The sequence below is a fragment of the Rhodanobacter soli genome (assembly GCF_040548735.1).
Lineage (GTDB): Bacteria > Pseudomonadota > Gammaproteobacteria > Xanthomonadales > Rhodanobacteraceae > Rhodanobacter > Rhodanobacter soli_A.
Window position 1 is genome coordinate 259,395 of record NZ_JBEPSD010000003.1, and the last position, 25,429, is coordinate 284,823.

The 25,429-nt window shown below is 62.6% G+C and carries 30 protein-coding genes; 23 read left to right on the plus strand and 7 right to left on the minus strand.

Going from position 1 to position 25,429, the window contains the following annotated elements; translation table 11 throughout:
* Window positions 1-11: 11 nt before the first annotated feature.
* Window positions 12-1,958, minus strand: coding sequence for a CocE/NonD family hydrolase (locus ABIE04_RS15205; RefSeq protein ID WP_354552065.1), 1,947 nt, complete (start codon window positions 1,956-1,958; stop codon window positions 12-14).
* 115 nt (window positions 1,959-2,073) lie between these two features.
* Here ABIE04_RS15205 and ABIE04_RS15210 point away from each other — a divergent pair, with 115 nt between their 5' ends.
* Window positions 2,074-2,313, plus strand: coding sequence for a hypothetical protein (locus tag ABIE04_RS15210; protein WP_354552068.1), 240 nt, complete (start codon window positions 2,074-2,076; stop codon window positions 2,311-2,313).
* Between the two features lie 156 nt (window positions 2,314-2,469).
* Here the strand turns inward: ABIE04_RS15210 and ABIE04_RS15215 are convergent, their stop codons facing one another.
* From ABIE04_RS15215 to ABIE04_RS15235, 5 genes are all read right to left on the minus strand, one after another.
* On the minus strand, window positions 2,470-3,243 hold the full coding sequence (locus tag ABIE04_RS15215) for a formyl transferase (RefSeq protein WP_354552070.1): 774 nt from the start codon (window positions 3,241-3,243) through the stop codon (window positions 2,470-2,472).
* The gene (locus tag ABIE04_RS15220; protein WP_354552072.1) at window positions 3,240-4,211 is read right to left on the minus strand and encodes a polysaccharide deacetylase family protein; all 972 of its coding nucleotides are present in this window, start codon (window positions 4,209-4,211) and stop codon (window positions 3,240-3,242) included. Before ABIE04_RS15220 ends, ABIE04_RS15215 begins: the two co-directional genes overlap by 4 nt.
* A gap of 150 nt (window positions 4,212-4,361) precedes the next feature.
* On the minus strand, window positions 4,362-6,152 hold the full coding sequence (locus ABIE04_RS15225) for an acyl-CoA dehydrogenase C-terminal domain-containing protein (protein WP_354552074.1): 1,791 nt from the start codon (window positions 6,150-6,152) through the stop codon (window positions 4,362-4,364).
* Window positions 6,153-6,182: 30 nt separating this feature from the next.
* A complete protein-coding gene (locus ABIE04_RS15230; protein WP_354552077.1) occupies window positions 6,183-6,659 on the minus strand; it encodes a hypothetical protein in 477 nt (158 codons plus the stop codon).
* A 241-nt stretch (window positions 6,660-6,900) separates the two neighbouring features.
* The gene (locus ABIE04_RS15235) at window positions 6,901-7,923 is read right to left on the minus strand and encodes a hypothetical protein (protein ID WP_354552079.1); all 1,023 of its coding nucleotides are present in this window, start codon (window positions 7,921-7,923) and stop codon (window positions 6,901-6,903) included.
* A 208-nt stretch (window positions 7,924-8,131) separates the two neighbouring features.
* On the opposite strand from ABIE04_RS15235, the gene ABIE04_RS15240 reads away from it, so the two are divergent.
* Window positions 8,132-8,599 carry an SET domain-containing protein gene (locus ABIE04_RS15240; protein WP_354552081.1) on the plus strand — a complete coding sequence of 156 codons (468 nt, stop codon included), beginning with the start codon at window positions 8,132-8,134 and terminating at the stop codon, window positions 8,597-8,599.
* A 77-nt stretch (window positions 8,600-8,676) separates the two neighbouring features.
* Here ABIE04_RS15240 and fusA read toward each other — a convergent pair whose 3' ends face one another.
* Window positions 8,677-10,716, minus strand: a complete 2,040-nt coding sequence (gene fusA, locus ABIE04_RS15245) for an elongation factor G (protein WP_354552083.1) — start codon at window positions 10,714-10,716, stop codon at window positions 8,677-8,679.
* 406 nt (window positions 10,717-11,122) lie between these two features.
* Here fusA and ABIE04_RS15250 point away from each other — a divergent pair, with 406 nt between their 5' ends.
* The 21 genes from ABIE04_RS15250 to ABIE04_RS15350 all read left to right on the plus strand — a co-directional run bounded on the left by ABIE04_RS15250 (window position 11,123) and on the right by ABIE04_RS15350 (window position 25,175).
* Window positions 11,123-12,022 (plus strand): hypothetical protein, encoded by a 900-nt coding sequence (locus tag ABIE04_RS15250; protein WP_354552085.1) that lies wholly within the window; start codon window positions 11,123-11,125, stop codon window positions 12,020-12,022.
* Between the two features lie 29 nt (window positions 12,023-12,051).
* The gene (locus ABIE04_RS15255) at window positions 12,052-14,022 is read left to right on the plus strand and encodes a hypothetical protein (RefSeq protein ID WP_354552087.1); all 1,971 of its coding nucleotides are present in this window, start codon (window positions 12,052-12,054) and stop codon (window positions 14,020-14,022) included.
* A gap of 415 nt (window positions 14,023-14,437) precedes the next feature.
* The gene (locus ABIE04_RS15260) at window positions 14,438-14,728 is read left to right on the plus strand and encodes a hypothetical protein (RefSeq protein WP_354547963.1); all 291 of its coding nucleotides are present in this window, start codon (window positions 14,438-14,440) and stop codon (window positions 14,726-14,728) included.
* A 61-nt stretch (window positions 14,729-14,789) separates the two neighbouring features.
* Entirely contained in the window at window positions 14,790-15,035 is a 246-nt protein-coding gene (locus ABIE04_RS15265) for a hypothetical protein (protein ID WP_354552090.1), read from the plus strand.
* Window positions 15,036-15,104: 69 nt separating this feature from the next.
* Window positions 15,105-15,341, plus strand: a complete 237-nt coding sequence (locus ABIE04_RS15270; RefSeq protein ID WP_354552092.1) for a hypothetical protein — start codon at window positions 15,105-15,107, stop codon at window positions 15,339-15,341.
* Between the two features lie 54 nt (window positions 15,342-15,395).
* Window positions 15,396-15,767, plus strand: a complete 372-nt coding sequence (locus tag ABIE04_RS15275; protein WP_354552094.1) for a hypothetical protein — start codon at window positions 15,396-15,398, stop codon at window positions 15,765-15,767.
* 64 nt (window positions 15,768-15,831) lie between these two features.
* A complete protein-coding gene (locus ABIE04_RS15280) occupies window positions 15,832-16,212 on the plus strand; it encodes a hypothetical protein (RefSeq protein WP_354552096.1) in 381 nt (126 codons plus the stop codon).
* 886 nt (window positions 16,213-17,098) lie between these two features.
* The gene (locus tag ABIE04_RS15285; RefSeq protein WP_354552098.1) at window positions 17,099-17,389 is read left to right on the plus strand and encodes a hypothetical protein; all 291 of its coding nucleotides are present in this window, start codon (window positions 17,099-17,101) and stop codon (window positions 17,387-17,389) included.
* Between the two features lie 88 nt (window positions 17,390-17,477).
* Window positions 17,478-17,765, plus strand: a complete 288-nt coding sequence (locus tag ABIE04_RS15290) for a hypothetical protein (protein ID WP_354552100.1) — start codon at window positions 17,478-17,480, stop codon at window positions 17,763-17,765.
* Between the two features lie 58 nt (window positions 17,766-17,823).
* Window positions 17,824-18,063, plus strand: coding sequence for a hypothetical protein (locus tag ABIE04_RS15295; RefSeq protein WP_354547939.1), 240 nt, complete (start codon window positions 17,824-17,826; stop codon window positions 18,061-18,063).
* 1,126 nt (window positions 18,064-19,189) lie between these two features.
* Complete coding sequence (locus tag ABIE04_RS15300) at window positions 19,190-19,552, plus strand: hypothetical protein (RefSeq protein WP_354552102.1); 363 nt, start codon at window positions 19,190-19,192, stop codon at window positions 19,550-19,552.
* Between the two features lie 790 nt (window positions 19,553-20,342).
* On the plus strand, window positions 20,343-20,669 hold the full coding sequence (locus ABIE04_RS15305) for a DUF6804 family protein (protein WP_354552104.1): 327 nt from the start codon (window positions 20,343-20,345) through the stop codon (window positions 20,667-20,669).
* Complete coding sequence (locus tag ABIE04_RS15310) at window positions 20,653-20,958, plus strand: hypothetical protein (RefSeq protein WP_354552792.1); 306 nt, start codon at window positions 20,653-20,655, stop codon at window positions 20,956-20,958. The genes ABIE04_RS15305 and ABIE04_RS15310 overlap by 17 nt, the downstream gene beginning before the upstream one ends.
* A 64-nt stretch (window positions 20,959-21,022) precedes the next feature.
* Window positions 21,023-21,382, plus strand: a complete 360-nt coding sequence (locus tag ABIE04_RS15315; RefSeq protein ID WP_354552106.1) for a hypothetical protein — start codon at window positions 21,023-21,025, stop codon at window positions 21,380-21,382.
* 64 nt (window positions 21,383-21,446) lie between these two features.
* On the plus strand, window positions 21,447-21,824 hold the full coding sequence (locus ABIE04_RS15320) for a DUF2513 domain-containing protein (protein ID WP_354552108.1): 378 nt from the start codon (window positions 21,447-21,449) through the stop codon (window positions 21,822-21,824).
* A gap of 65 nt (window positions 21,825-21,889) precedes the next feature.
* The gene (locus ABIE04_RS15325; RefSeq protein ID WP_354552110.1) at window positions 21,890-22,453 is read left to right on the plus strand and encodes a hypothetical protein; all 564 of its coding nucleotides are present in this window, start codon (window positions 21,890-21,892) and stop codon (window positions 22,451-22,453) included.
* Between the two features lie 134 nt (window positions 22,454-22,587).
* A complete protein-coding gene (locus ABIE04_RS15330) occupies window positions 22,588-22,962 on the plus strand; it encodes an HNH endonuclease (RefSeq protein ID WP_354552112.1) in 375 nt (124 codons plus the stop codon).
* Window positions 22,963-23,046: 84 nt separating this feature from the next.
* On the plus strand, window positions 23,047-23,403 hold the full coding sequence (locus ABIE04_RS15335; RefSeq protein ID WP_354552114.1) for a transposase: 357 nt from the start codon (window positions 23,047-23,049) through the stop codon (window positions 23,401-23,403).
* Window positions 23,400-23,714, plus strand: a complete 315-nt coding sequence (locus tag ABIE04_RS15340) for an IS3 family transposase (RefSeq protein WP_354552117.1) — start codon at window positions 23,400-23,402, stop codon at window positions 23,712-23,714. Before ABIE04_RS15335 ends, ABIE04_RS15340 begins: the two co-directional genes overlap by 4 nt.
* Window positions 23,711-24,202, plus strand: coding sequence for an IS3 family transposase (locus tag ABIE04_RS15345; protein WP_354552119.1), 492 nt, complete (start codon window positions 23,711-23,713; stop codon window positions 24,200-24,202). Before ABIE04_RS15340 ends, ABIE04_RS15345 begins: the two co-directional genes overlap by 4 nt.
* Before the next feature lie 574 nt (window positions 24,203-24,776).
* Window positions 24,777-25,175 carry a DUF120 domain-containing protein gene (locus ABIE04_RS15350; RefSeq protein WP_354552121.1) on the plus strand — a complete coding sequence of 133 codons (399 nt, stop codon included), beginning with the start codon at window positions 24,777-24,779 and terminating at the stop codon, window positions 25,173-25,175.
* Window positions 25,176-25,429: the final 254 nt, after the last annotated feature.

Here is a 25,429-nt window from a genome sequence, read left to right on the forward strand (position 1 = left end):
CCTCCGTGCGCTCAGCCTCCCACCACCGGCAACGCAATGAAGCTCGCCTGCGCCGGCGTGTGATACACGCGCTGCGTGGCCTTTATGTAATCCGCCGGCTTGGCCAGGAAGATGTTCGGCACGAAGGTTTGCGGATTGCGGTCGTACAGCGGGAACCAACTGGATTGCACCTGCACCATGATGCGGTGGCCCGGCAGGAAGACGTGGTTGGCGGCGGGCAGGGCGAAGCGGTAGGCAAGGGGCTGGTTGGCGGCGATCGGCCTGGCTTCGGTGAAGCCTTCGCGGTAGCGGCCGCGGAAGATGTCCATCGCCACGGCGAGCTGGTAGCCGCCCATCTCCGGTTGCTCGGCAACCTGGTCGGGATAGACGTCGATCAGCTTGACCACCCAGTCGCTGTCGGTACCGCTGGTCGCGGCGACCAGGTTCACCTCGGGCGCGCCGCTGATCGTCACAGGCGCGGTGAGCGGTTCGGAGACATAGCTGAGCACATCGGTGCGGCCGGAGGCCTCGCGCTGGTCGTCGACCAGCCATTGCGACCAGGTCTGGCCGTCGCCGTAGCCGATCGGCTGGATCGGGCGCGCGCGGAACGGCACCGGGTGGGCGGGATCGGAGACGTATTCGTCGTAGGCATCGCCGCCGGCGGGTGCGTCGAAGCCGAGCTTGTGATCGGCCTGCAGGTATAGCGGGCGGCTTTTTGCGGCGCAGCCGTTCTCGCAGGCGAGTGGCCAGCGCGGCAGCCGCTGCCACTGGTTGCTGCCCGTCTGGTACGCGGTGACCGGCGCGAGGTCGGCTTTCGGCGCGCCGTCCTTGAGGTATTGCGCCAGGTACGGGCGCAGGATCTTTTCGCGGAAATACTTCGCGGTGTCGCTGCCGAAGCGGATCGCGCCGAGCGAGCTGCCCTCGTCGATCTCCTGGCCGTGATGCCACGGCCCCATCACCAGCCTGACCATGTTGCCGCTGCTGTCCTTCGGCTTGATCGCACGGTAGACGGCGAGCGCGCCGTAGATGTCTTCCTGGTCCCACAGGCTGTGCACCAGCATCACCGGCACCTTCAGCGGTTCCTTGGCGAGCAGCTTGTCCACCGCCTGCTCGCTCCAGAAGCTGTCGTAGGCAGGGTGCGCCAGCAGCTTGTTCCAGAAGCCGAGCTGGCGCATGCCGTAGGCGTCGGCGAGCGCGCCGGCGGAGCCGTAGTGCATGAACAGGTCGTACTCGTCGTGGTAGCTGGTCCACCACTTGATCGAATTGTCGCGGCTGGCGACCTGCTCGTAGATGTAGCTCAGGTTCTGCTGGCGGAACGCGCCGTGGTGGAACCAGTCGTCGCCCATCCAGCCGTCGACCATCGGATTCATCGGCACCGACACTTTCAGTGCCGGGTGCGGGTTGAACAGCGCCATCAGCGGCTCGAAGCCGTCGTAGGAGATGCCCAGCGTGCCGACCTTGCCGTTCGATTCGGGGATGTTCTTCACCAGCCAGTCGATGGTGTCGTACGTGTCGGTGGCGTCGTCCACCGGGGTGGGATTCAGCGGGCCGTGCAGCGGCCGGTTCATCACGTAGTCGCCCTCGGAGCCGTACTTGCCGCGGATGTCCTGCACCACGCGGATATAGCCGTCCTCGACGATGATGTCGGTGGCGTTGTCGTAGCCCTGCAGCATCGGGCCGAGGTGGCCGCTCATGCTGTGCGTGGTCAGCGCGTTCGCGTCGTACGGCGTGCGGGTGAGCAGGATGCCGGCGTGGCTGGCGCCCTTCGGCACCAGGATGACGGTGTGCAGCTTCACGCCGTCGCGCATCGGGATCATCACGTCGCGCTTGACGTAGTCGAAGCCGGCGGTGGACGGCACGAACTTCGCCGGCGTCTCGCTGGGGTAGTCCGGGTACTTCGCCTGCGGCGTCTCGGCGGCCTGCAGTGTGCCGCTCAAGGTGAGCAGCAGGGCGAACAGTATCGGCTTCAGACAGGCCATGCGTTGACTCGATCTCACGGTGATTCCCCCCGGCGGACGAAGTGATCTAGCGTAACCGCATTGATTCCCCGAATGAGACCGCTGACCTTGGCAAGCCTATTGCTTGACTGATCGCATGAGCGACCTTGCCTACGACATCACCTATCTGATCGAATCCGAATCGGCCGAGCCTGCGGCACCGTCGCGGGCGCCGATCAGGGCGCCGGCTGCCGTGGCGCCACCACCGGCAAATGCCGTCAGTGCGCAGGAAGCGCTGGCACGGGAACTGTTGCAGGTGGCCGATGCCCATGAGGCACTGATCCAGCAGTATCTGCGGTTCAGCGGCGCCACCTCTCAGGGTACTTCCCGGCCGTAACCTGCCGGAGGGTTGCCACTCTGTAAGAAAAGCTGACACTTTTCGGCACACTGGCCGACGCGGACCGACGGTGAAAGCGCCGCGTTGACCCTTCCCAGCGGGACATGCCCGGGCTCATTGACGGCGGACCCGCGCCTGGTGCGCTTCGAGCCGGCTCTATTTGACCGACCTCGAAAACCGATACCTGAGGTACTGGCCCAGGGTGGGGTGATACCAGAGCCCGGAGGGGCCGACGCCGTCGCGACAGGCAAGGGTGCCGTCGACCGCGTCGCGCAAGGCCTGCTTCATCAGCGGGATGGCGCCGGCCAGCTGGTGCAGCGGATAGGTGTTGAAGCCGTCGCTGCTCTCGATGTGGATCCGTTGCTGGTACAGCACGCCGCCGGTGTCCACCCCGGTATCCACCAGGTGCACGGTGACGCCGCAGTTTTCGGCATCGCCGTGGACCAGTGCCCAGTAGCCACCGTGCACGCCGCGGTAACGCGGGGTGATGCCGACGTGGGTGTTGATGAAGGGGCGGTCGATGCACTCGATCACGGCGCGCGAAATGATCCGTGTGCCGTTCACCACGACCGCGTCGACGTCGAGCTTCCTGAGCAGCCGCCGCACCGCCGCCGCGTTGACGCTGTGCACCCGGTGGGTGATGGCTGCCGGCGGCAGGTCGGCGTGCAGCCCGTAGCGAAGGATCAGCTCGTCGATGCGGCGGCGCTGCAGTCGCGCCAGCAGCCGGTTGAACGCGATGAAGGCCAGCTGGCCGATGACCGTGGACCAGCCCAGTTGGCGCAGCCGATGGTGGATCATGGCCCGGGGCGAGGGCTTGCGCTCCACCACCACGGCGAGGATCTGCGCCTCGCCGGCCAGCGCGTTGTACATGAACCAGGACGACGGCCCGTCGCCGCACAGCATGGCGATGCGCGGAAGCCGTCGGTTCATCGCGCCGCCAGTGCGTCGGCAAGTTCGGCCATGCCCAGCGAACGCATGCCGTCATCGCGGCGCAGGCGTTCGAACTCCTCGATCACCTGCTCCAGGAAGTGCATGTTCTGGTCGGTGTCGACGCCGAAATTGTGCGGATGCCACCACAGATGGAAGATTTCGTGATGCCGGGCGGCGTGGCGCATGGCGCGCTTGATCCGGCGCAGCCGCAGGCCGTCCAGCCAGGCTAGGCGCGGGTCGTGGGGGCGCAGGAAACGGCTGGCCGGAAAGTTGAACGGAGGCGCGCCGGCGCAGCTTTCCAGCGTGTACGTGTGGTGGCCGCTGAGGTTGATGTAGCTGTCCAGCAGGCGGCCCATGCGGCGCACGGCGTTCTGTCCGACGTTGTCGGTCGCGGCATACAGCCAGCCGTGCTCGTTGCCGCGATAGGCGGTGATGCCGTGTTCCGCCAGTATCGCCAGGTAGTCGGGGTGCCACTGGTTGCGGGGAAACACGAGGCTGCGCGGGGTGATGCCGCGTGTCGCGGCGATGCGGATGGCGGCGGCGAGGTCGGCCCTGAACGTCGCGGCCGTCTGTCCGGCTTCGCGGCAGTAGTAGTGCGAGTAGGTGTGGGTCGCGATCTCCTGGTGCGGTGTCGCGGCGATCAGGTCGATCAGTGCGGGCGCGAAGTGGTAACGCTCGTCGATATCCGTCGACTGTTCCAGATAGCGGTACGGGCAGAGCGCATGGTTGTCGTAGTGGGGCCGTTCGGGCGGAGCCGCCGACAAGGCCTCGTTGCGGTCATGGCAATACAGGAAGCCCACGGCTGCCCAGGTGGCATGGATGTGATGCTGCTCGAACAGGCTCAGCATGCGCGGGATGGCTTGCCGGACGCCATCCAGATGCTCGCGGTAAGCATCGAGGCTACGTGTGTCGCGCACGCCCCAGTAGAGCTCGAAATCGATGGATATTGTGAATGCGCCGGTGTTCATGCCACCCCCAGCCTGCTTCCCGCCGGCACGAGCGTATCAGCTTCAGATGAACGCCGGTTTCACCCACCGGCCTGCGACCTGCCGGTACACCCATCCGAAAAAGCCCGGGCTGGCCGGGCTTTTTCGGGCACGCGTGGTTGTAGCGGTGTTTCAGGCGATGTCGGGCAGGGCCGTCACGCCGGACTCGATCGCCGCCTTGTGCATCAGGGTGCGCGGCAGGATGCGGGCGAAGTAGAACGCCGCGGTGTCGCGCTTGGCCTGCTTGAACGCGGCGGACTGCGTGCCGGCTTCGGCGGCGGCCACGCTGCGTGCCCACAGGTAGGCGAGGGTGACGTAGCCGGAGTAGTACAGGTAGTCGGTGGCGGCGGCGCCGAGTTCCTCCGGGTTGGCCTGCACGCGCTGGGCCAGGCTCACGGTGAGATCGCTCCACTCCTTGGTGGCGACGGCGAGCGGGCCGATCAGGCTGCGCAGCGCGGCATCCGCACTGTGCTGCTGGCAGAACGTGCTGATCTCCTGCAGGAAGTGCTTCGCGCCCACGCCTTGCAGCTGGAGAATCTTGCGGCCCAGCAGGTCGGCCGCCTGGATCCCGGTGGTGCCTTCGTACAGGGTGATGATGCGGGCGTCGCGCACGAACTGCTCCATGCCGTTCTCGGCGATGTAGCCGTGGCCACCGTAGATCTGCAGCGCTTCCTTGGTACACTCCTGCGCCAGTTCGGTGGTCATGCCCTTGGCGATCGGGATCAGGAACGCGACCAGCTCGCCGGCCTTTTGCCGGGCGGCGGCGTCCGCCGCGCGATGCTCGATGTCGGTCTGCAGCGCGGTGTACAGCACCAGCGCGCGCGAACCTTCGACGAACGCGCGCTGGGTCAGCAGCATGCGGCGCACGTCCGGCTGCACCAGCAGGTTGTCGGCCGGCTTGTTCGGGAATTTCGGGCCGGACAGCGCGCGCGACTGCAGCCGCGCGCGCGCGTAGTTGAGGCTGTTCTGCAGCGCGCGCTCGGCCAGCGCCAGGCCCTGCACGCCGACCGAAAGGCGCGCCGCATTCATCATGGTGAACATCGCGGCGAGGCCCTTGTGCGGCTGGCCGATCAGGTAGCCCTCGGCGCCGTCGAAGTTCATCACGCAGGTGGAGCAGGCGTGGATGCCCATCTTGTGCTCGATCGCGCCGGCGGTGACGCTGTTGCGCGCGCCCAGCGAGCCGTCCTCGTTGACCTTGAATTTCGGCACGATGAACATGGAGATGCCGCGGCTGCCTTCCGGTGCGTCGGGCAGGCGCGCCAGTACCAGGTGCACGATGTTCTCGGTGAGGTCGTGCTCACCGGCGCTGATGAAGATCTTGGTGCCGGTGATCTTGTAGCTGTTGTGACCGCCTGATTCCAGCGGGCCGGGTTCGGCGCGGGTCTTCAGCAGGCCCAGGTCGGAGCCGGCCTGCGGCTCGGTCAGGCACATCGTGCCGGTCCAGCGGCCTTCGATGATCGGCTTCATGAAGCGCTCGCGCTGCCACTCTTCGCCGTGCAGTTCCATGGCATGGGTGGCGCCTTCGGACAGCAGCGGGTACAGGCTCCAGGCCAGGTTGCCGGACTGGAAGATCTCGGTGGTGGCGGTGCCGAGCACGCCGGGCAGCGCCTGGCCGCCGTAGGTTTCGGGATTGGTCAGGCCGGTCCAGCCGCCTTCGGCGAACTGCTTGAACGCTTCCTTGAAACCCTTCGGCGTGGTCACCGTCTGGCTGGCCTTGTCGTAGCGGCAGCCTTCCGCGTCGGCGGGCGCGTTGGTCGGCGCCAGCAACTGCTCGCTGAGGCGGCCGGCTTCCTCCAGCACCGCGTCGAGCAGGTCGCGGCTGTGCGCTTCGCCGCCCTGCAGCGAGGTGAGGATCGGTTCGGCACCGAGCACGTCGAACAGGGCGAAGCGCAGGTCGTCGAGGGGGGCCTTGTAAGCAGTCATGGTGATTCCTTCGGTGGAAAGCGGGGATGCCTAGCGATACGTGTTGGGGATGCCCGGCACCGGCGAGATCCAGTCGTTGCCGTTGAAGTCGAACGAGCGCGGCTTGTCTTCCTGCTCGGGCTTGGCGCTGGCGCTGCCGCCGATGCGATAGGCCAGCGCGCCGGCGCTGCCCTTGGCGGCGATCGCCTGCAGCGCCTTGGTCATCGCCGCGGTGGGCAGCACGTTGAGCTGGATCACGTCGCCGGCAAGCTCGGGAATGTCGAGGTCGAAGGTGGCGTGCAGCCGCACCGGCACCAGTTCGGCGAGCTGCAGCTGGCCATCCAGCGACTTGAAGTCCATCCCGCCGTAGCTGTTGTTCTGGATGCGCAGGGTCAGCTGCCATTGCCCGCTCGGCAGCACCACCAGCTGCTGGATGCTCAGGGTCGGCGGGTACACGCTCTTCTTCGTCGGACCGCAGGCGGCCAGGCCCAGCAGCAGGACGGGGATGATCCAGCGCAGCAGACGCATCGCGGCTTCTCCAAACGATCGTTTGAATACCGATTCTAACCGCGATTGGGGCCGGGCGCGCCAGTACCGATTGCAGTGATGACTGCGACGAACCGGCACATGGCGAGCGTGGGTGCGCTGCGGAGCGGGCCGGGCCGCATACGCTCAGCGCGCTGCGTCAACGGCGGGCGCGACCGGGGTCGACATCGGCGACGGTGCCCCGCCGCACGGGGGGATGAAGGGAAGCGGAACGTGCAGGCCGTCAGCGCGTGGCCGGTTCGACCATGACCAGCTTGATGCCGTGCTTGCTGGCGAACTTCTTCGCGTTCTGGTGCTGGATCGAGCCGAATTTCGCATCGAGCACCATCTCGCTGATGCCTCCGGTGAAGGGCAGTTCGCTGAAGACGTGCCCTTCCAGCAGCAGTTTCTCGTCGGCGGTGTCGGGCAGGACCATGTCGAAGTAGCAGCTCTGGATGATCGCGTCGAGCATGACTGGCTTGGCCCATGCCACCAGCGAGCCCAGCACGTGGAACGCCGCCTGCGACGAGGCATCCTGGATATAGAACGTGTCGCTGGGGTAGTACAACGCATTCACCTTGAACTTCGGGTTCAGCACCAGGTGGCTGCCGCCGTAGTCGATGGTGGAACCGTGCAGGCGCCGCCCATAGTTGAGTGCGGCGAAGACCTGCTTGGCTTCCGGGTTGAAGCGGCGGTTGCCGGAGTCGGCGTACTTGCTGTCCTTGCCCGTGGCGGCCGGGGCGGCCACCGTGCGCACGTTCGGGTTGGCCCGGAATTCCATCTGCTCGCGGATACGGTCCATGCCCTGGCGTCCCGGCGCCAGGCCGCGCGCGGGCGCCTTCGCACTGGCTGCGCCGGTCGCGTTGTTGAAGGTGATCCGGTCGTCGGCCTGGGCGCGGATCACCGGCGGGTTCTTCGCGTCGCCCAACAGCTGCGCCTGCGCGCCGTTGCGGCCCGAACGCGCATAGGCCTGGGCATAGGTGGGAAAGTGATTCTCGGTGGAGAACCAGCTGTCCGCGTTGAAATTGATCGTGAGCGAAGCGGCCTGCAGGCTGAGGTTGATCTTTTCGTAGACCTTCAGCCACCTGTCGCCGCCAAGCTTCATGCCGGCAAGCCGCGGGTTGCCGGCCAGGGCCTGCGCCACCAAGCGCTCCAGATCCTTGTTGCGCCGGTACAGTGCTTCAACACGCCCCTCGACATAATGCTGCTGCACCAGTCCGGCGGATGGGCCGGTCACCTTTTTCCACAAGGTCTGGGGAGGCGACATGGACAACTCCTTTGGCAGACAAGGTGTGTAGCGAAGATCCGGATGCAGGGACTCGCCGACTCTAGCGCAGGGATCTGCGCCGGGAAAGACCGATGGCGGGGTGGCTCCCGATCGTTCGGTGGCCTGGCGAGGCGATGGCGAACGCTTCCGCGGCTGGTCGCAAACGGGCATCATCGCCGCTTCACTTTCACCCGCAGGGTTCCGCCGCATGTCACGACGCTTTGTTGCACGCCGCTCGCCGATCCACGGCAACGGCGTGTTCGCCACCGCCCCGATCGCCAAAGGCGAGGAAATCATCGAGTACAAGGGCAAGTTGATAAGTCACGCGGAGGCGGACGATCTGTACGGCGACGGCGGCGAGACCGGCCACACTTTCCTGTTCACGCTCAACGACGACTACATCATCGACGCCAACCAGAACGGCAACAGCGCGCGCTGGATCAACCACAGCTGCGCGCCGAACTGCCGCGCGCTGGTCGAGGAAAGCGCCAGCGGCGATCCGCGCAGGGACCGCGTGGTGATCGAGGCGATCCGCAACATCAAGCCGGGCGAGGAGCTCACCTACGACTACGGCATCGTGCTCGACGTGCCGCACACGGCGCGCCTGAAAAAGCTGTGGAAGTGCCTGTGCGGGTCGCCGAAATGCAGCGGCACCCTGCTCAAGCCGAAGCGCTGAGGGCAGGAATGAGTGGAGAGGAATGGAAAACGAGAGAAGCCTCCATTCATTTTTCCCACTCACTCCTCGCTTCATTCCTAATCCTCTTCCGCGTGCGGCTTCCATGCCTCGCTGAGCTGCTTCTGCACGGTCGGCGGTACCGCTTCGTAGTGGCTGAGATCGAGGCTGTAGCGGCCGCGGCCGCCGGTCATCGACTTCAGCTCGGTGGGGTAGTCGGTCAACTCCGCCAGCGGCGCCTGCGCCTTGATCACCAGCTCGCCGCCGCGCTGGGTGTCGGTGCCCAGGATGCGTGCCCGCTTGCCGGCGAGGCCGCCGGTGACGTCGCCGACGTTGTGTTCGGGAATCGCCACCTCGACGTTGACGATCGGCTCCAGCACGATCGGCTTCGCCTTGCCGACGGCGTCCAGGAACGCCTTCTTGCCGGCGCTGATGAAGGCGACCTCCTTCGAGTCGACCGGGTGGTACTTGCCGTCGTACACGGTCACGCGCAGGTCCTGCAGCGGGTAGCCGGCGACGGCGCCGTGCTCCATCGCCTGGCGCACGCCTTTCTCGATCGCCGGCAGGAACTGGCCGGGGATCACGCCGCCCTTCACCGCGTCGACGAATTCGAAACCGGCGCCGCGCTCGAGCGGTTCGATGCGCAGGAACACTTCGCCGAACTGGCCGGCGCCGCCGGTCTGCTTCTTGTGCTTGTGGTGGCCCTCGGCGTGGCCGGCGATGGTCTCGCGATACGCGATCCGCGGCGGGTGCGAGTCCACCTCGACGCCGTAGCGCTCGCGCATGCGCTCCAGCATCACCTTCAGGTGCAGGTCGGACAAGCCGCGCACCACCGTCTCGTTGAGCTCCTTGTGGTGCTCGACGCGAAAGCACGGGTCTTCCTCGGCCAGCCGCCCCAGCGCGTTGGAGAGTTTCTGTTCCTGGCCCTTGTGCCGCGGCTCCAGCGCCAGCCCGAACATCGGCGAGGGGAACGCCAGCGGCGCCAGCGTGATCAGGTCCTCGTCGTGCGAATCGTGCAGCACCGCGTCGAAATGGATCTCCTCCACCTTCGCCACGGCGGCGATGTCGCCGGGAATCGCCGCCTCGATCTCCACATGGGTCTTGCCCTGCAGGCGGAACAGGTGGCCGACCTTGAACGGCTTGCGGCCGTCGTCGACCAGCAACTGGCTGTCGCGGCGGATCGTGCCCTGCCACACGCGGAACACGCCGAGCTTGCCCACGAACGGATCGTTGACGATCTTGAACACGTCAGCGATCACGTGGGCCGCGGGATCGGCGCTGATCTTGAGCGGCGTGCCGTCGCCGCGCGCGAACGGCGGCGGGTTGCCCTCGCCCGGGTTCGGCAACAGCCGCGCGGCCACGTCCAGCAGTTCGGCCACGCCTGCGCCGGTGCGCGCGCTGACGAAGCAGATCGGCACCAGGTGGCCTTCGCGCAGGCACTGCTCGAACGCGTCGTGCAGCTGCTGCGGCGTCAGCGCGCCTTCGCCGGCATCCAGGTAGCGGTCCATCACGCTTTCGTCGACCTCGACCACCTGGTCAAGGATGCGCTGGTGCGCCTCCGCCAGCGAGGAAAAGTCGGTGGCGCCCTCGGTGTGGAAGAAGCAGTCCAGCACCCGGTTGCCGCGGTTGGCGGGCAGGTTCACCGGCAGGCATTCGCTGCCGAACTCCTCGCGCAGCGCGTCCACCAATGCGGCCAGTTTGGCGCCGTCGTAGTCGATCTTGTTGATTACCAGCACGCGGGCCAGGCCGCGCTTGTGCGCGTGCATCATCATGCGGCGGGTGCCGTACTCGATGCCGTTGATCGCATTGACCACGACCGCCACGGTTTCCACCGCGGACAACGACGCCAGCGTGGCGCCGCGGAAGTCGGCGTAGCCAGCGGTGTCGATCAGGTTGAGGTGACAGTCGCCGTGGTCGAGGTGCGCGATGCAACTGTCGATGGAATGGACGCGCGCCTTTTCCTGCGTGTCGCTGTCGGACACCGTATTGCCGCGCTCGACTGTACCCGGCGTCTGGATCACGCCGCCGGCCACCAGCAGCGCTTCGAACAACGTGGTCTTGCCCACGCCGGCGTGTCCGGCGAGCGCGATGTTGCGGATGCTTTCCGTGGAATGCGTCACGATGCGACCCTCCCATGCAGGGCGTGGCCTCGTGGCATGAACGGCGCCGCGCGAGGCCGCGCGTTGGCGGCTGACGATGGCGGGCCGTCATGGTCGTCTTGCACCTGCGCAGGGCGTGGCGTGCGTCGGGCAACGGCGGTCATGGCGGAGAGACGGCGCGTGGCACCGTCCGCCTAGCCTTGAGCGAACCACCGGTGCGGTCAAGCTGCAGTGCGGGGAACCGGCGTCGTGCCGCGGCGGTCTCAGTGAAATGCGTCGCGCCCCCTTCCGCCGCCGTCCGACGCGGGGCGGAGGTTCAAGCGCCATCGGCCATCCTGTTCGCCGTCACCCTCCGCGAGGCACCGTCATCGTCCATTCGCAGCAGCTTGCCCGGCATCGCCCACCGCCGGACCCGGAACCCGGCCAGTTGCCGGGTCGCGGCCTGAGTCCGCTGGACGGCGCGGCGCGGGCGCTGCTGCGGCAACGGCGCTGGCGCGAGCCACAGCACGAGCGGCGCCAGCGCTGGCTGGCGCTGGTGGTGGCCGGCTTGCTGCATGCGCTGTTCGTGCTGGTGATCTGGCAGCAGATGCAGCCGCCGACGGTCCGGACCACGGTGCGCACGCAAGCGGACGACGTGCTGCAGGTGCGCTTCATCACGCGCGCACCGGACACCGCGGCCGCACCGCCACCGCCGGCCACGCCAGTGCCGCCGAGGCCCCGCGTGCCGTCCCGTCCGCACGAGCCGCCCGCGAAGAACGCGATGACCTTGCAGGTGCCCACGCCGGCACCGGCCGCGCCGCGCCTGTATGACGAGCACGGCCAGCCGTTGCTGCCCGCGGCCGCTGCCAGCGCGCCCACGCCCGACTACGTGCAGCATCTGCCGCAGGGCGACGCGCGGATCATGCAGCACCGCAGCCCGGTCACCTATCAGGCCACGCGCTTCGAGAAGGACTGGAACAGCAACAGCAATGCGATCGACAGCGCGCTGCAGAAGCTGGTGGACAAGACCACGGTGAAGAAGACCATCCGCCTGCCCGGCGGCGTGCGCATCCACTGCGGTGTTTCGCTCGCCATGCTGGCCGGCGGCTGCGGCGGCGACCCGCCGCCACCGCCTTCGGCCAAGGACGGCGACGAGCGCCTCAGCATGGCGCCGGCGAAGCCGCTGGCGGGCGGCACGCATGCGCCGCCGAAGCCCAGCGAGAAGGCGTGCATCGCGATGTATCGCGCCGGCAAACCGCTGGCATGGGGCTGCCCGGTCGACACGCCGAATCGCGCGGTCGACGCCGAACTGCGCGAACGCGCCGCGGGAGCCGCCAGGCAACACTAAGAGCAGGTGCGCCCATTACACTGGCCGGCATGCCCCTGCCACCCCCGGATCAACCCGCCGCCGGCCGCCCCGTCAATCCTGCGCGGGTGATGCTGAATTCGCCGCTGGCGGCGGCCACGCGAGCCCGGGTTTATCACCAGCGTACCCGTCCGCGCCCGCGCGAACGCGGCCTGCGCATCCTCGCCATGGCGGGCGCGCTGCTGGTGCATCTGATCTTCCTGTTCGGCTTCGTGCTCGGCCCGGCGTACGAGGTGATGCCGCCGCCGGAATCGCGGCAGCAGTTGCTGCAGGTACGCCTGATCGAGCCGCCCGAACCGCCGCCACCGCCGCCGGTGCGCGGCACGCCGCCCAAAGAGCGCGGCCCGCGCCACCAGGGCCGCAGCAGCCGGCCCGCGCCGAGCAGCGAGCGCAGCGCGAACACCACGGCCGTGATCGCGCCGAAGCCGGCTACCGCCGCGGCGACGCCGGTGATCGCGAAGGCCGCGAAGCCGCACGCGCCGATGCCGAAGCCGGTCGCTGCCCCACCAGCGCCGGTGAGCCTGCCGCAACCGGCGCCGACGCCGGAACTGCGGCCCATCCCGCTGGCCGGCGAGCCACCGGCCGTGACGCTGCCGACGCCGGCCATGCAACCGCCGGTGCCGCCGAAGTTCCAGCCCGAGTCGGTGCGCAAGCCGCAACTGGAAGGCAACCGCCCGATGCCGCCACCGCCGTCGCTGGTATTGCCGGAACTGCCGCCGCAGGCAGCGCCGCCGATCACCGTGTCGAGCATCGCGTTGAATACCGAGGTACCCAAGTCCAGCGCACCGGCCAGTGTGACGCCGGCCCGTGCGCAGCTTCCCGCTGCGCCGCCGGTACCCGAATTGCAGCCCGTCCCGCTGCCCGCACAAGCTTCGCCGAGCGTGAACGTGCAGGCGCCGCTGAGCGTGCCGACGCCGACCGTGCCGATCGAGAAACCGCAGCTGCAGGCACCGGCAGCCGAGGTAGCCGAGGCGGAACTCGAGGCGGTTCCGCTGGCGCCGCCGGCCCCCGCACGAATGGAGCCGCAGGCACCGAGTGCGAAGATCGAGGTCGCTGACGCGGCACGCGAAACAGCCGTCCAGCCGTCCATCGAACGACCGCAGTTGAGCGCGCCGCCCGCCATCGCTGCCGCCGCCACGCCGGCTCCGCCGGCAACAAGTCCACCGGCGGAGTCGGCGTCGCCCGCGGCGACCGAGCAGGCTGCACCCAGTCCCACGGAAACCAGCAGCGGGCGCGACGTCAGCCGCGCCCCCGACGCCACGCCGCAAGGCAGCGACCTGGCCATCCCCGGCAAGCCTGAAGGCGTGGTCGCCGCACCGGAAAGCGCCAGCACCGGCACCGCAGCCGCCCAGCCCGCGGCGCGCCAGGGCAGTGACCAGGGCCGCAGCGGCAGGCAGCCGGGCGAGGGCCAGCCCGGCGGCAACCAGCCCGGTGCGGAGCAGGGCGAGCCGCAGGCCGCGTTGGGCAGCTACGTGCAACTGAAGCCGCACGGCGATACCGAGATCATGAGCCACGGCACGCCGAACATCGGCTACCAGCCGACCCGTTTCGAAAAGGACTGGGCGCCCGAAGGCGAAAGCTCGATCGACACCGCACTGCGTCGTGCCGTCGAGAAAACCGCGGTCAGCCACACCTTCCACCTGCCGCGCGGCGTGCGCGTGGAATGCACAGTAATGCCGCTGCTGCCGATAGCCCTGTTCGGTTGCAACAACCCCGATCCGCCCGCGAAGCCGGTCGACGACAAAGTCTACGAGCGCTTGCACCTGGCGCCGGCCAATCCCGTGGCGGCGCCTGCGCCGGCGGCCAGCAGCGCCACCCCGGCGCTGATGGTCAGGTTCGACAACAGCGCCGAGTGCGCCGCCGCCCGCGTCGCCGGCAGCCCGCCACCACCCGGCTGCGAAGGCATCGTGTTGCCGGTGAAGCCGGCCGCACCCGCATCGTCATCCAGCTCGTGGGTACCGGCGAGCGACCAGTTCCACTGAGGCACGGCGAGGCGGCTGGTTTCTCGCCATGTCTGCGGGACGATATGGTTGCCTTCAAGGCGTGAGAGACAGGGCGTCGCCGGGCGAGTGGGGGCAGATCATCGTGTCCGACGTTCACCGAGTTTCGCCGGCATGCGCCCTTCCAATGCACGGACGGTGGCGCCTTAAACGCATGCATGCATCCGATCCAGCAACCGCGGCGTTTTCGCCCCTGGTACACCCGCACTTTCGCCTGTGTAACTCATACACCCCCAAAAGTGTCGGATAACACCGGCAGCCTGCATCCGCATTCGCGATGACGCTGCAGTGCAAGCGCATGATCTGCTGCAGAAATTCGCAGCTTGAACGGTCAGGAGCGGAACTGCATACTCGGCGCAACACCCCACTTTTGGGGTCTACTAAGCGTTAGAACTCAATGGCCGCTTCGCGCAAAATTGTTCTTCATTCACTGCACGGCTATCGCCCGGAACTCGATGCCGTCGTGACGCAATGGATCCATGAGCGCGTCGGCTATGTTGGGGTTGTTGGCGTTGATGCATCAAGGATCGAGGACATCATCGATGATCTGTGTGTTGGGGATGGCTCAAACTCATACTTCATGCTCACAGCGTCCCACGGCCCAGACGAGACACTTCAAGACGCTATCTTTCTTGCAGAGCAAATTTCAGGTGAGCTCGCCGGCGATGTACACGTCGTTGAGTTCTAACATTTCATTCAAGCGGACGGCTACGCCGCCGCTTAATTCCAGCGTTAGGCATCATCTAGCCATGCAAGACGAAATCGCTAATAGCGTTGTTGCCGTCGTCAAGTTCGTCGCGTACTACATCATCTGGTCATTCGTTCTGTTCAACCTGGGTCGCATGTCGCTGCTTCTGGTTACGCTTGGTCAGTATCCGCGGGGCCTTGATGCTCAACGTCACGCCAACCAAATTTCGCTCGTTGGCACTCTTGTGCTCGTCTTGGCTTGGTCGGCTATTGCCATCTACAACAACACTCTTGGCGTCCCTGCCTAACATCTCATTCGAGGCGGACGGCTACGCCGCCGCTCAATTCCAGCGTTAGACATCACAGGGGGCACTGACATGGACATGTTTTCCGGCGTACTTGGTCTGATCGTTATTCTCTTTCTGTTTGTACTCGCTGTGCTGTGGTTTTTCCTCCCGTTCGCGATCTTCGGAACCAAGGACAAACTCGCAGCCTTGATCGTAGAATCCAAGAAGGCGAACGTGGAGCTTGCCCGCGTCGTTGCAGAGCTTGCAGCCACGCGCGCTGAAATGGCACAAACGCGTCCCCTTCAAAATGGTTCGGGCAGTGTCTAACATCTCATTCGAGGCGGACGGCTACGCCGCCGCTCAATTCCAGCGTTAGTGCCCATGAAAACTCTTCTACTCGCCCTCACAATCGTTGCTTCGGCTTTGCCGAGCTATGCGTTGGCATGTAGTCCGGCTTATCCAGACGAGTCGATGGCACATGAATCAAAGGGTCTTTTCGTTGGCACAGCTGTCAGCTCTCGCTGGTCCGATGAGCGCCCGCACCTAAACGTGAGGGTCAAAGTCACCGAGGTTCTTCGCGGAAAAGCTTCTGGTGAGATTTTCGCCATCTCGCCCTGTGCTCTTCCTATCAACGATGGCGAGCGAGTCGTTGTCGTCCAATATGAGGACGGTAAATATGACTACGATCACGTGGTGTATCCCGCTGACATGGCCGAAAAAGTATTCCGGGCGGGCCTGCGCGCTGGGCACTAACAACTCGTTCAAGGCGGACGGCTACGCCGCCGCTTAACTCTAGCGTTAGACACAGGGGAATAACGTGCGTCACTTAGCCAAATTGCTCGTAGCTGCTGCTGCCTTCTGCGTCCTCGCAGCCTCCGCCGAGGAAGTGACGGTCACAAAAGAACTTCAGGCCGCAATGCAAGATATCGCAGTCCATTCCAAGGTCGTGACCGTGGACGGCGCAGGAGCCACTCCAGAAAACTTTCACCAGGACTTCGATCCCGCAACTCTTCAAATCGTAATGCTGGCCAAGCCTTCAGACGGGGCTGCTCAAGTTTCCAGCGATGGCGAGGTCATCTTTCTACAAAAGGACACTTCGGAGAAAGAGCAGCAGTCACTGTTTGCAACGGCCTTTTATCTCAAGGCCAAAGCCCGCGAGGCCACTTCGCAACCCGCTGGCGCACACAGCTCACCGTAGTGTCTAACATCTCGTTCAAGGCGGACGGCTACGCCGCCGCTTAACTCCAGCGTTAGACCATGAAGACCAAAGCAATCCTTGACCCTGAGACTATTGCGGCGTGGCAGCTAGCTGCCGCAGGCTCTCAGCAAAAATTCAAATTGGTATTCGCCTCTCTCTTCATGGCTCTCCTTTGTCTTGGCATCGGAATTTTTCTTCACAACATTTACATTTTTGGCCTCTTCTTCGTCTTGGCGTTCATCGCGCTGGCAGCCAATGCAGCAATTCGCCTCAACCTAGCGTGCCCTCACTGCGCTCAGTGCCCCCTAACTCCGTTTGTCTTAAGTTCGCCATCTACCATCGAGTTTTGCCCGCATTGCTTTTACTGGTTAAAGTCACCGTGGTAGGCATCCGGTCGCCTAACCACTCGTTCAAGGCGGACGGCTTCGCCGCCGCTTAACTCCAGCGTTAGGCCGCTATGAGGCATATTCGAATCATTGAGATTCCTCCTGGTGAAGCTCCAGAGCGGGTCCGCGCGGCTTGGGTAGGGGTGACCATCCAGCTTGCTGACATCCCAGAGCCACAGCCAAGTATTTGGTCCACGACCGGAGTTCTAGGCAGGGATCACGGTTTGCTGGCTAGGTTCAAGAATCTCTTTGGCGTACCGGTCGCCGAGCAACCCAACGTGGCCTATGTTGTCGACGTTATCGCTGCCATTGAGTCTCTGCGCGCACAATCACCGTCTGCCGCTGCGTGGTGGGAGCGCCACACTCCGCACCTGCTCAAACTGGGCAAAAGGTTCTGTTTTGCCGCGTCGTGCTCTGAGGAAACCGCACATGGTGACGCGGCCTAACATCTCGTTCAAGGCGGACGGCTTCGCCGCCGCTTAACTCCAGCGTTAGAGCGCATGAAGCAGACTACGGCGGCAAATCTGGCTTTGATTCTGGTTGTGGCCGGTTGGCTGCTAGCCTTCTATGGCGTCACTTCGCAACTTGGCGACCCATCACCCTCCGCCCCACGGGCACAAATCGAAGCTGCTCGGCATCTGTCACTTACAATACTGGGCGTCGGTGTCGTGTGCATACTGGCCGCCCTTTGTCTTTCCGGTTTCAGTTTTACTGCAGCCAAAGTTCGTGCCAGTGTTTGCGCTGCGCTAGGCTTTCTGCCTGCAATCGCTGTTATCTGGAGCATGCTGTGAGTGGCAGTGCGCTCTAACTACTCGTTCAAGGCGGACGGCTTCGCCGCCGCTTAACTCAAGCGTTAGGCTCATACTAAATCGTACGACAATGGAAAAAGACACCGACCGCAGCATGTCACTCTTTATTGCCATCATCACCAAGATAGGCTCAGCCATATTTATGGCAGCGGCGCCATTGATATTTCTAGGAATCCTTTACCAAGGCGGGCTTGGTACGGTTCCCGTCTACAATCGTGGCGGGCAGGTAATTTTCTACGTCAACAATGTCGTTGCAGCTCTCATCTTTTCTTGGCTTTGGTTCTCAATCAGTGCGCTGATGTTCTCCTTCTCAAAGAAGGCCGTGGCTAAATTTCGCAAGCAGCGTGATGCGGCCTAACAGTTCGTTCAAGGCGGACGGCTTCGCCGCCGCTTAACTCCAGCGTTAGGCCGCAGTCATGCCTTTAAAGAATCCTGTCATTTTTACGATTCTGGTGCTTGCTGTGTTGCTTGCCGCAGGCATCGTCACGTATATCTATGGCTTGCCCCTGCTGCAAGGATCTCAGGTGGGTTGCCAGATCGGCGGAGGCATCAAATCATTTGGTTGTTCTACCTCGTTCGGATTCTTCATGGTCTGGGTTTTAATTGTGGTCGGCTTTGCAATTGGTGCAATCTGGACAAAATTTGGTCAACAATAAACACGTGTTCGGCCTCACCGATTCTAGGGTTGCGGCCTAACATCTCATTCAAGCGGACGGCTGCGCCGCCGCTTAATTCAAGCGTTAGGGCCAACCATGCTCCGTCATGTTCTCGCTGCAGCAAATACGCTCTTCGCAGCCATTGCAGCGTTCATGATCTATGTTGTTATGCCGTATAGCCGCCAGCTTTTCTGTGAGTCTTGGCGCATGGAATGCGAGCCGCTATCTAACATTGCTGTCGCCGCTTGGGCGGCCCTGCCAATCGCTGCAGTAGTTATGTCGCTCTGGGCTGGCTACCGCATCCGTTCGCATCACGAGCGTGTTAGTTTGGGGCTCTTCCTGTGGTATCCGATCTTCTTCACTGTCACAGCGTTTTTTCTCTTCGCAAACCGGGTCCCAGCCTCTGGGCCCTAACATTTCGTTCAAGGCGGACGGCTTCGCCGCCGCTTAACTCTAGCGTTAGGCCGCAAGGAGCCCGCTCGTGCGATACCGAATCGAACAGGAGTCTGGGCATGACACTTCGGGCAACTACACCTTTCGCATCTACAGTAATGACCGACTCGTCGCTCGGTACTGGCACGACTATCGCGGTGACGAGCACGGCATCGAGTTCGTCAACGGTAAAAAAACAAGCCTGTCCCGGTCAAGCGGCTAGCTTCATCACAGGTGGCGGGCCACAGCCACTGGTGCTCTCGGAGCAGGCTGCGTCTTACCTCGACCGGGAGTTGGCGTAAATGCTTAGGGGTAGTCCCGCGTCGTGCGGCCTAACATTTCGTTCAAGACGGACGGCTACGCCGCCGCTTAACTCCAGCGTTAGGTCCCAGATGGGCGCACTGTCGAGACTTCGAAAATGGGCCAATCGAGATGATGGTCATTTCTACCAAATCGGCAACGAGTCTATCGATGTCCTCACGGTCGTCGGCGCGCTCGTTCTCATCGGTGCACTTATCCTTTGGCAGCTTCACTCTCAGGTAGGTATTAGTAGTGTTTGGGCCATCGCGGTTGGCATTGTTGGCCCGGCTTTGCTCGTCGCAGGTGGCACGTCGGGCAGCAACGGCAGTGGCACCTAACATCTCGTTCAAGGCGGACGGCTTCGCCGCCGCTTAACTCAAGCGTTAGACAGCTAATGAAACAGATGCTCAATTTTGCTTTTGCAACAGCGCTTCTAGCTTTGGTCGGCTGCACCGCTAAAGCTCCAGATCCGCGCGTGCAAACGCTGGAAAGGACGCTGGGGCTGCTTAACCTCAAGAACCCGGCATCCGATGCGATGAAGAATTTCACCAAAGGTGACCTACGTTTGATTGGCGTCAACGGCTTCTCTTGTTCTCTTCCCGGCAGGCCTTCAGTGGCTCAAGAACAGCTGGCACAGCAAAACGGGATGTACTGTTTGGACGGAACTTCTGACGTTGGCCTTCGCGACCTTAATGAGCAGGCCGCCGTGTATTCTGCTCGCTACAACGCGGCGCTCGTTAAGCTCATACACCGGTAGCTGTCTAACATTTCGTTCAAGGCGGACGGCTCCGCCGCCGCTCAATTCCAGCGTTAGGTGCCGCAATGGAGATGCAACGCGAACTTGCAGCGGCAATCGAAGAGTTTGATGCCTGGGATCGCCCTTGGGAGTTCTATTCATCTGTGTCTTCGTCGTTGCGCCCGGCTGCTCGCTCCGAGCTCGAACGCATCTGGGCTACCGCAACAGACTCAGTTGGCTGGTCAACCTGTGAAGATCTTGCCCAAGGCTCCTCACTTGCAGAGACCCGCCTCTCACAGAGCTTTCCGTGGCTCTCAGCAAAGGCACGGAAGCAGTTGGCTAGTGGTGCCGCTTACCAGTGGCGGTAGCGTCACCTAACAACTCGTCCAAGCGGACGCGCGTACCGCGCGCCGCTTAACTTCAGCGTTAGGCGGCAGAGCATTTTTTCTTCGCAGTGCTTCGCGCGTTTCACGTCTTGGCTTCGTGTTGGCAAAGCGGCGTCTGCTGTTCCTGGCTGGCCTGCGTTGTTGTCTTTCGTGCGCTTGGTCGTCCGTCGTGCCTTGCGCGCGTTGGCGCACATCGCATCTTCATACTTTTTCGTGCGCGCGGTTCACGGCAGCGTGGCGTTTGTCGTCAGCGGTTCGTTCGTCGCACGCAGGCCACAAGTTGCGCGGCATTGCCGGGCTTTCAAAGCAGCGCTATCGTGTTCGCACATGACGGTGTAACCGTGCTGCCGTCTAACATCTCGTTCAAGGCGGACGGCTGCGCCGCCGCTTAACTCCAGCGTTAGCTCAGCGGGGAAGGTCACGGCATGCGAACGACCGGCGCTTTGTGGATTGTTACGATTGCTTTGGCTATCGCTCTAATTCCGTCAATACCATATGGCTACTACTCTGTAATGCGTTGGCTTGTGTGCGCTTCATGCGCCTGGCTCTCTCTCGCCTCGTTTCGCAGCGAGCGAGAGGAGTGGGCTTGGTGCTGGGGAGTGATCGCAGGCATCTACAATCCAATCTTCCCGGTGCACGCCACTAGGGAAATTTGGTCGTTTGTCAATGTTGCAGCCATCGTGCTCGCAGCTTGGTATACCTTCAAAGCGTCTCGGCCAAACAGGGGGAAGCAAGATGGGGGAGAAGCTTGAGAACACAGCGGGTTGCGTTTTCGCAATCCTATTTTTCGGGTTCGGCTTGCTACAACTTGGCGCTGGCTGGGCGGGCATTGAGCATTCGTTTGGCTGGGGCTGGGGGGTTGCGGCAGCGGTTGCTGCAATTGGCTTTCGCTTTACGTTACCAATCGCTGTGGGAGCTTTCCTCTGCGCAAAAAACATCTGGGGCTGGCATTGGGTCTTCGCAGCACTCTTTGCAGCACCAGGCCTTCTGTTCATGGTCCCAGCTTTCTTTTCGTCACTTGTGGGCGCAGTGAAACGCTGAGCTAACAGTTCGTTCAAGGCGGACGGCTACGCCGCCGCTTAACTCAAGCGTTAGGTTTTCCTCTATGACAGATCTTCGCGGCCTACTGCAGCAGATAAAGGATGGCAAGAAGTCCTTTGGACCAGCTAGCAACAGCCCTGAAGACATGGCGGTATTCCAAGACATAGCGAAGGCCCTTGCATTCGCGAACGATGAGGGCCTCTTAGAAGGTTTCGCTTCGCACAAGGAAAGCTACACGGGCAATCGCTGGTATGTCGTGGTCATGGTAAAAAGCGGTCTCAGCTACCAAGGTCAGCAGTACTTGGAGCAGCCCGCTAAACCACCAGCACCAGCCCCGGGAGATATCGTGCAAATCAAGCCAAATTTTTATGGCATTAGCATCGACTTCAACGCACTGTGGCGTAGGCTGAGGGGCAGAACCTAACATCTCGTCCAAGCGGACGGCGTACCGCTGCCGCTTAACTCCAGCGTTAGGCCCCGGAGGGGAAATGAAGCGCAACTGGGACATCATTCGTGAAATCCTCACGCACCTTGAGGAGCTGCCGAACACAGATTCCATGCTTGAGCTTTCAGATTTCCCGGAAGACCGCGCCTTCGAGTACGCGTATCACGTTGAGCTCCTCATTGAGGCAGGACTGGTTGAGGGACAAATGGCCGGAACCTTGGGAGGTGGGCCGGCAGATTTCTTTGCCAGGCGCCTCACGTGGCCTGGCCACGAGTTCCTAGACTCCATTCGATCTGACACTGTCTGGAGCAAAACCAAAAGGACATTTACATCAAAAGGTATCGACATGACGTTTGACTTGGTCAAGTCGGTCGCATCTGAGATCTCGGTGGCCCTTATCCGCGGGGCAACCGGGGTCTAACATCTCGTTCAAGGCGGACGGCTTCGCCGCCGCTTAACTCCAGCGTTAGCCCCACTAGGGCATTTATGACCGACCCAACAATCGACCAAGTCGTTCAAGCAGGGGCAGCCTCGTGCCGGAGTCTGTCGCGTTGCAACAACTTCTTTGTCTTTGAGCATTCGGATAGTTGGCTCGGGTGGGAGAACTGGCTCACGGTGGACATTGTTCGTCGCCTAAACCACAGAGCAGTCGTCCGCTTTGGTGCATACTCAAACGGATCAACGCGCTCCGATATTTTCTTAAAGACGAAACAAAAAATTGCCGTTGAGATTAAGGTTAACTATATAGATGACAACGAGCTTGATAAATGGATCGGCAAAAAACATGGGCTTCCTAAGCGCGTCGCGGACGACCTCAAAAAGCTCACTAAGTCTATTCGTAATGCAGATCGTCTTATGCTAATGGCAACAGCGCTTGAGTCGAGTCGTCGCAGTAGCGAGTATCGCGCTCTAATCGACGAAGACCTCTCAAGCAACTGGCCTAAATGGACAAGAGAATGGGCCAAGTGCGGAAATATTCTCCTTCTGAGCTTAGTTATCCCGCACGGAGCTAACAATTCGTTCAAGGCGGACGCCTCCGGCGCCGCTTAACTCCGGCGTTAGACCGCACACAAACTATGCCTGCGACTCAGACATGCACTAGCTGTGGTAAGACGCTCCCAATGAGCCGGGAGTTCTTTGGCAACACGCCAAGTGGCGGGTTCCGACGCAAGTGCAGGGACTGCATGGCCGCACATACACGAGCCCACTCGATCGAAAATCCGGAGCAAAAGCGAGCCAGAGCACTTCTCCGTAAAGCTCGCGAGAATGCTGCCGGACTGCGTTATTTCGACCATGACATTGCTTCCTTGCGTAAAGCCCAGGAAGACCGGTGCGCCTACTGTAATTCTGAATTGCTTGGAGCAGGTCAGGTTGACCACATGACGCCCGTCGCGCAAGGTGGTGCAAATGCACTTGAGAATTTGGTGTTAGCCTGTTTTCAGTGCAACACTGAGAAGCATGCCAAAACTGCTCATGAGTACTTTTGTTGGCGTTCTAGTCACGACCTGCCCGTATATGGCCATGCATATGCATACATTCTACTTTACGGACGTAAGTAGTGCGATCTAACAATTCGTTCAAGGCGGACGGGATAGTTCCTCCGCTTTAGTGGACACCCTGAACTAACCTTTCAGGAGTGTTCCATGCCCAAGCCAGGTCCCCGAACCACCACTCGCTACAGCGACGAATTCAAGGCCACGGCCGTGCGTTTGAGCACGCTTCCTGGCGTGCTCGTACAGGATGTCGCGGCGTCGCTTTACATCCATCCCTTCATGCTGTCTCGTTGGCGCAAACAGGTGCGCGAGGGCGAGATCATGACGAAGGGTACGACGGTCGATCCGGTGGTAGCCGCCGAGCTGAAAGAGTTGCGGCGGGTCAAGAAGGCCTACGAGCAACTGAAGATTGAGCATGATGTTCTAAAAAAAGCGATCGCGTTCACTTCCGCTCGAAAAGCGAACGCTTTGCCTTCATCGAGCAACAGCAGGAAGCCGTCGCGGTGAGAGTCCTTTGCCGCCTTTTCGGCGTCAGCGCCAGCGGCTACTACGCCTGGCGCGCTCGCCCGGCCAGCGAACGCGCACAGGGGGATGCACGCCTGATCGCCCGGGTCCGCCAGGTGCACCGCGACAGTCAGGAAACCTATGGCAGCCCGCGCGTGCACGCCGAACTGCGCCAACAAGGCGAGAACGTGGGTCGCCGCCGGATCGAGCGGTTGATGCGTGAGCATGCCGTGCCTGCTCGGCCACGCTGTATCGGCGCACGCCGGGGCTCGATCGATTCTTTGCCAGCGTCGACAACCAGGTTCATGCGATGACCGTGGATCGGATCGATCAGGTGTGGGTGACGGATGTGACGTATCTGAAAGTCTCTGGCACGTGGCGTTATCTGGCCACGGTGATGGATCGGCATTCACGTCGCCTGCTCGGATGGGCGCTGGGCACGGAGAAGTCGGCGCAGCTGACCGGCCGCGCACTGCGTGCGGCTGTGCGCCACCGAAAGCCACCGCCGGGCACGGTGGTGCACAGCGATCGCGGCGTGGAGTTGTCCTCACGGTTCAAGCAGGCGTTGGCAAGCGCTGCGCTGGTGCAGAGCGTCAACCGGCCACGCCGCATGACCGACAACGCGCACATGGAGTCGTGGAACAAGTCGATGAAGGCGGACATGTATCACCGCCAGTCCTTCACCAGCGAACGGACCCTGCGCTCGGCCCTGCGCAGCTACATCGACTTTTACAATAAGCACCGCTTGCACTCCGCCCTGGGCTACCGTTCTCCGGTAGAGTTCGAAGCTCAAGGCGTCTGATCCGTCGGTGTCCACTTTTGCGTAGGAACTCTCCGGCTTCGCCGCCGCTTAACTCAAGCGTTAGACGTCTACACCAACAGAGCCGGGAGATTGCCAATGAGGAAGCTTCTGGCCCTGATCACGGCAGCTACGGTTTCGGCTTTCACCGGCAACACCCAGGCACAAACATCAGCACCGCATAGCTACTGCTTCCAACCTTGTACGACGTCTTTGTCAGGGCGTTTGTCTGTTGAACATGTGCGCATGGACGATCCCAAGATGCACTTCGACGCGTACGTCCTTACCCTGCCCAATCCGATTTCAGTGCCCGATAGCGGCATGTTTCAGGGAGTGCCTCGCGAGAGTCGTGTGCAACTCGAGTTTGTCCCCCACAACCAGAGGTACTTGGCAGGCCAATGCGTAGTCGCAACTGGTGAGCTGACTGGACCCGTAACCGCATCTGACATCGGTTCGTTGGTCATGCACGTCCAATCAGTGCATGCGTGCAAAGCCGGCACACTGTAGGTACCTTCGTGTCTAACATTCCGTTCAAGGCGGACGGCTTCGCCGCCGCTCAACTCAAGCGTTAGACGCCATGCAAATCGTCCTCCGCGGCAGAGTGCAGTCTGGGAAGAATGATGCTTCCCGCTGGCTGGGCCTCTTCAATGAGGCCTACAGCCGCAAGCTTGGTGCAGCCATCTATCCGGGCTCACTGAATCTGGCGCTGGATCATGCGTTCGATTGGTCCGCTCCTTGTTTCCAACCGCACATGATCCAGTTCCAACGGGGAGAATATGGTGGCGAGCGAGACATAGTCCTGTTGCCCTGTGTCCTCGCCAACCTCGGTCATCGAAAGGCTTGGCTTTGGAGCACAACGATCGCAGCGAAGAGCCGCCCCGATCCGCACGTCGTAGAAATCATCTGCGGCGTCAAGCTGCGGGAAGCGTATGCCCTCGGCGATGGAGACTTTGTGCAATTCGAGCTGCCAGCTTAGCTCCGTCGCAAGAAATGCCAATGTACACGCACGCCTCGGCCAGGCAACTGGCGTTTAAACCCTTCCTGTATGGACTCCTCGTGCAACTAGCCGAGATTGCCTGATCGACAAGAAACGTCGGCCAGCTGTGGCGCCATCTCCTCGTTTCTGTGACCGCCATCAAGCTGCGCGATGCATTCTGTTCGTTCGCATGAAATTGCGGCCGATTGAAAGGTTGCTGGAAGTTGCGTGGTGCCACATGCCGGCACCTCTTC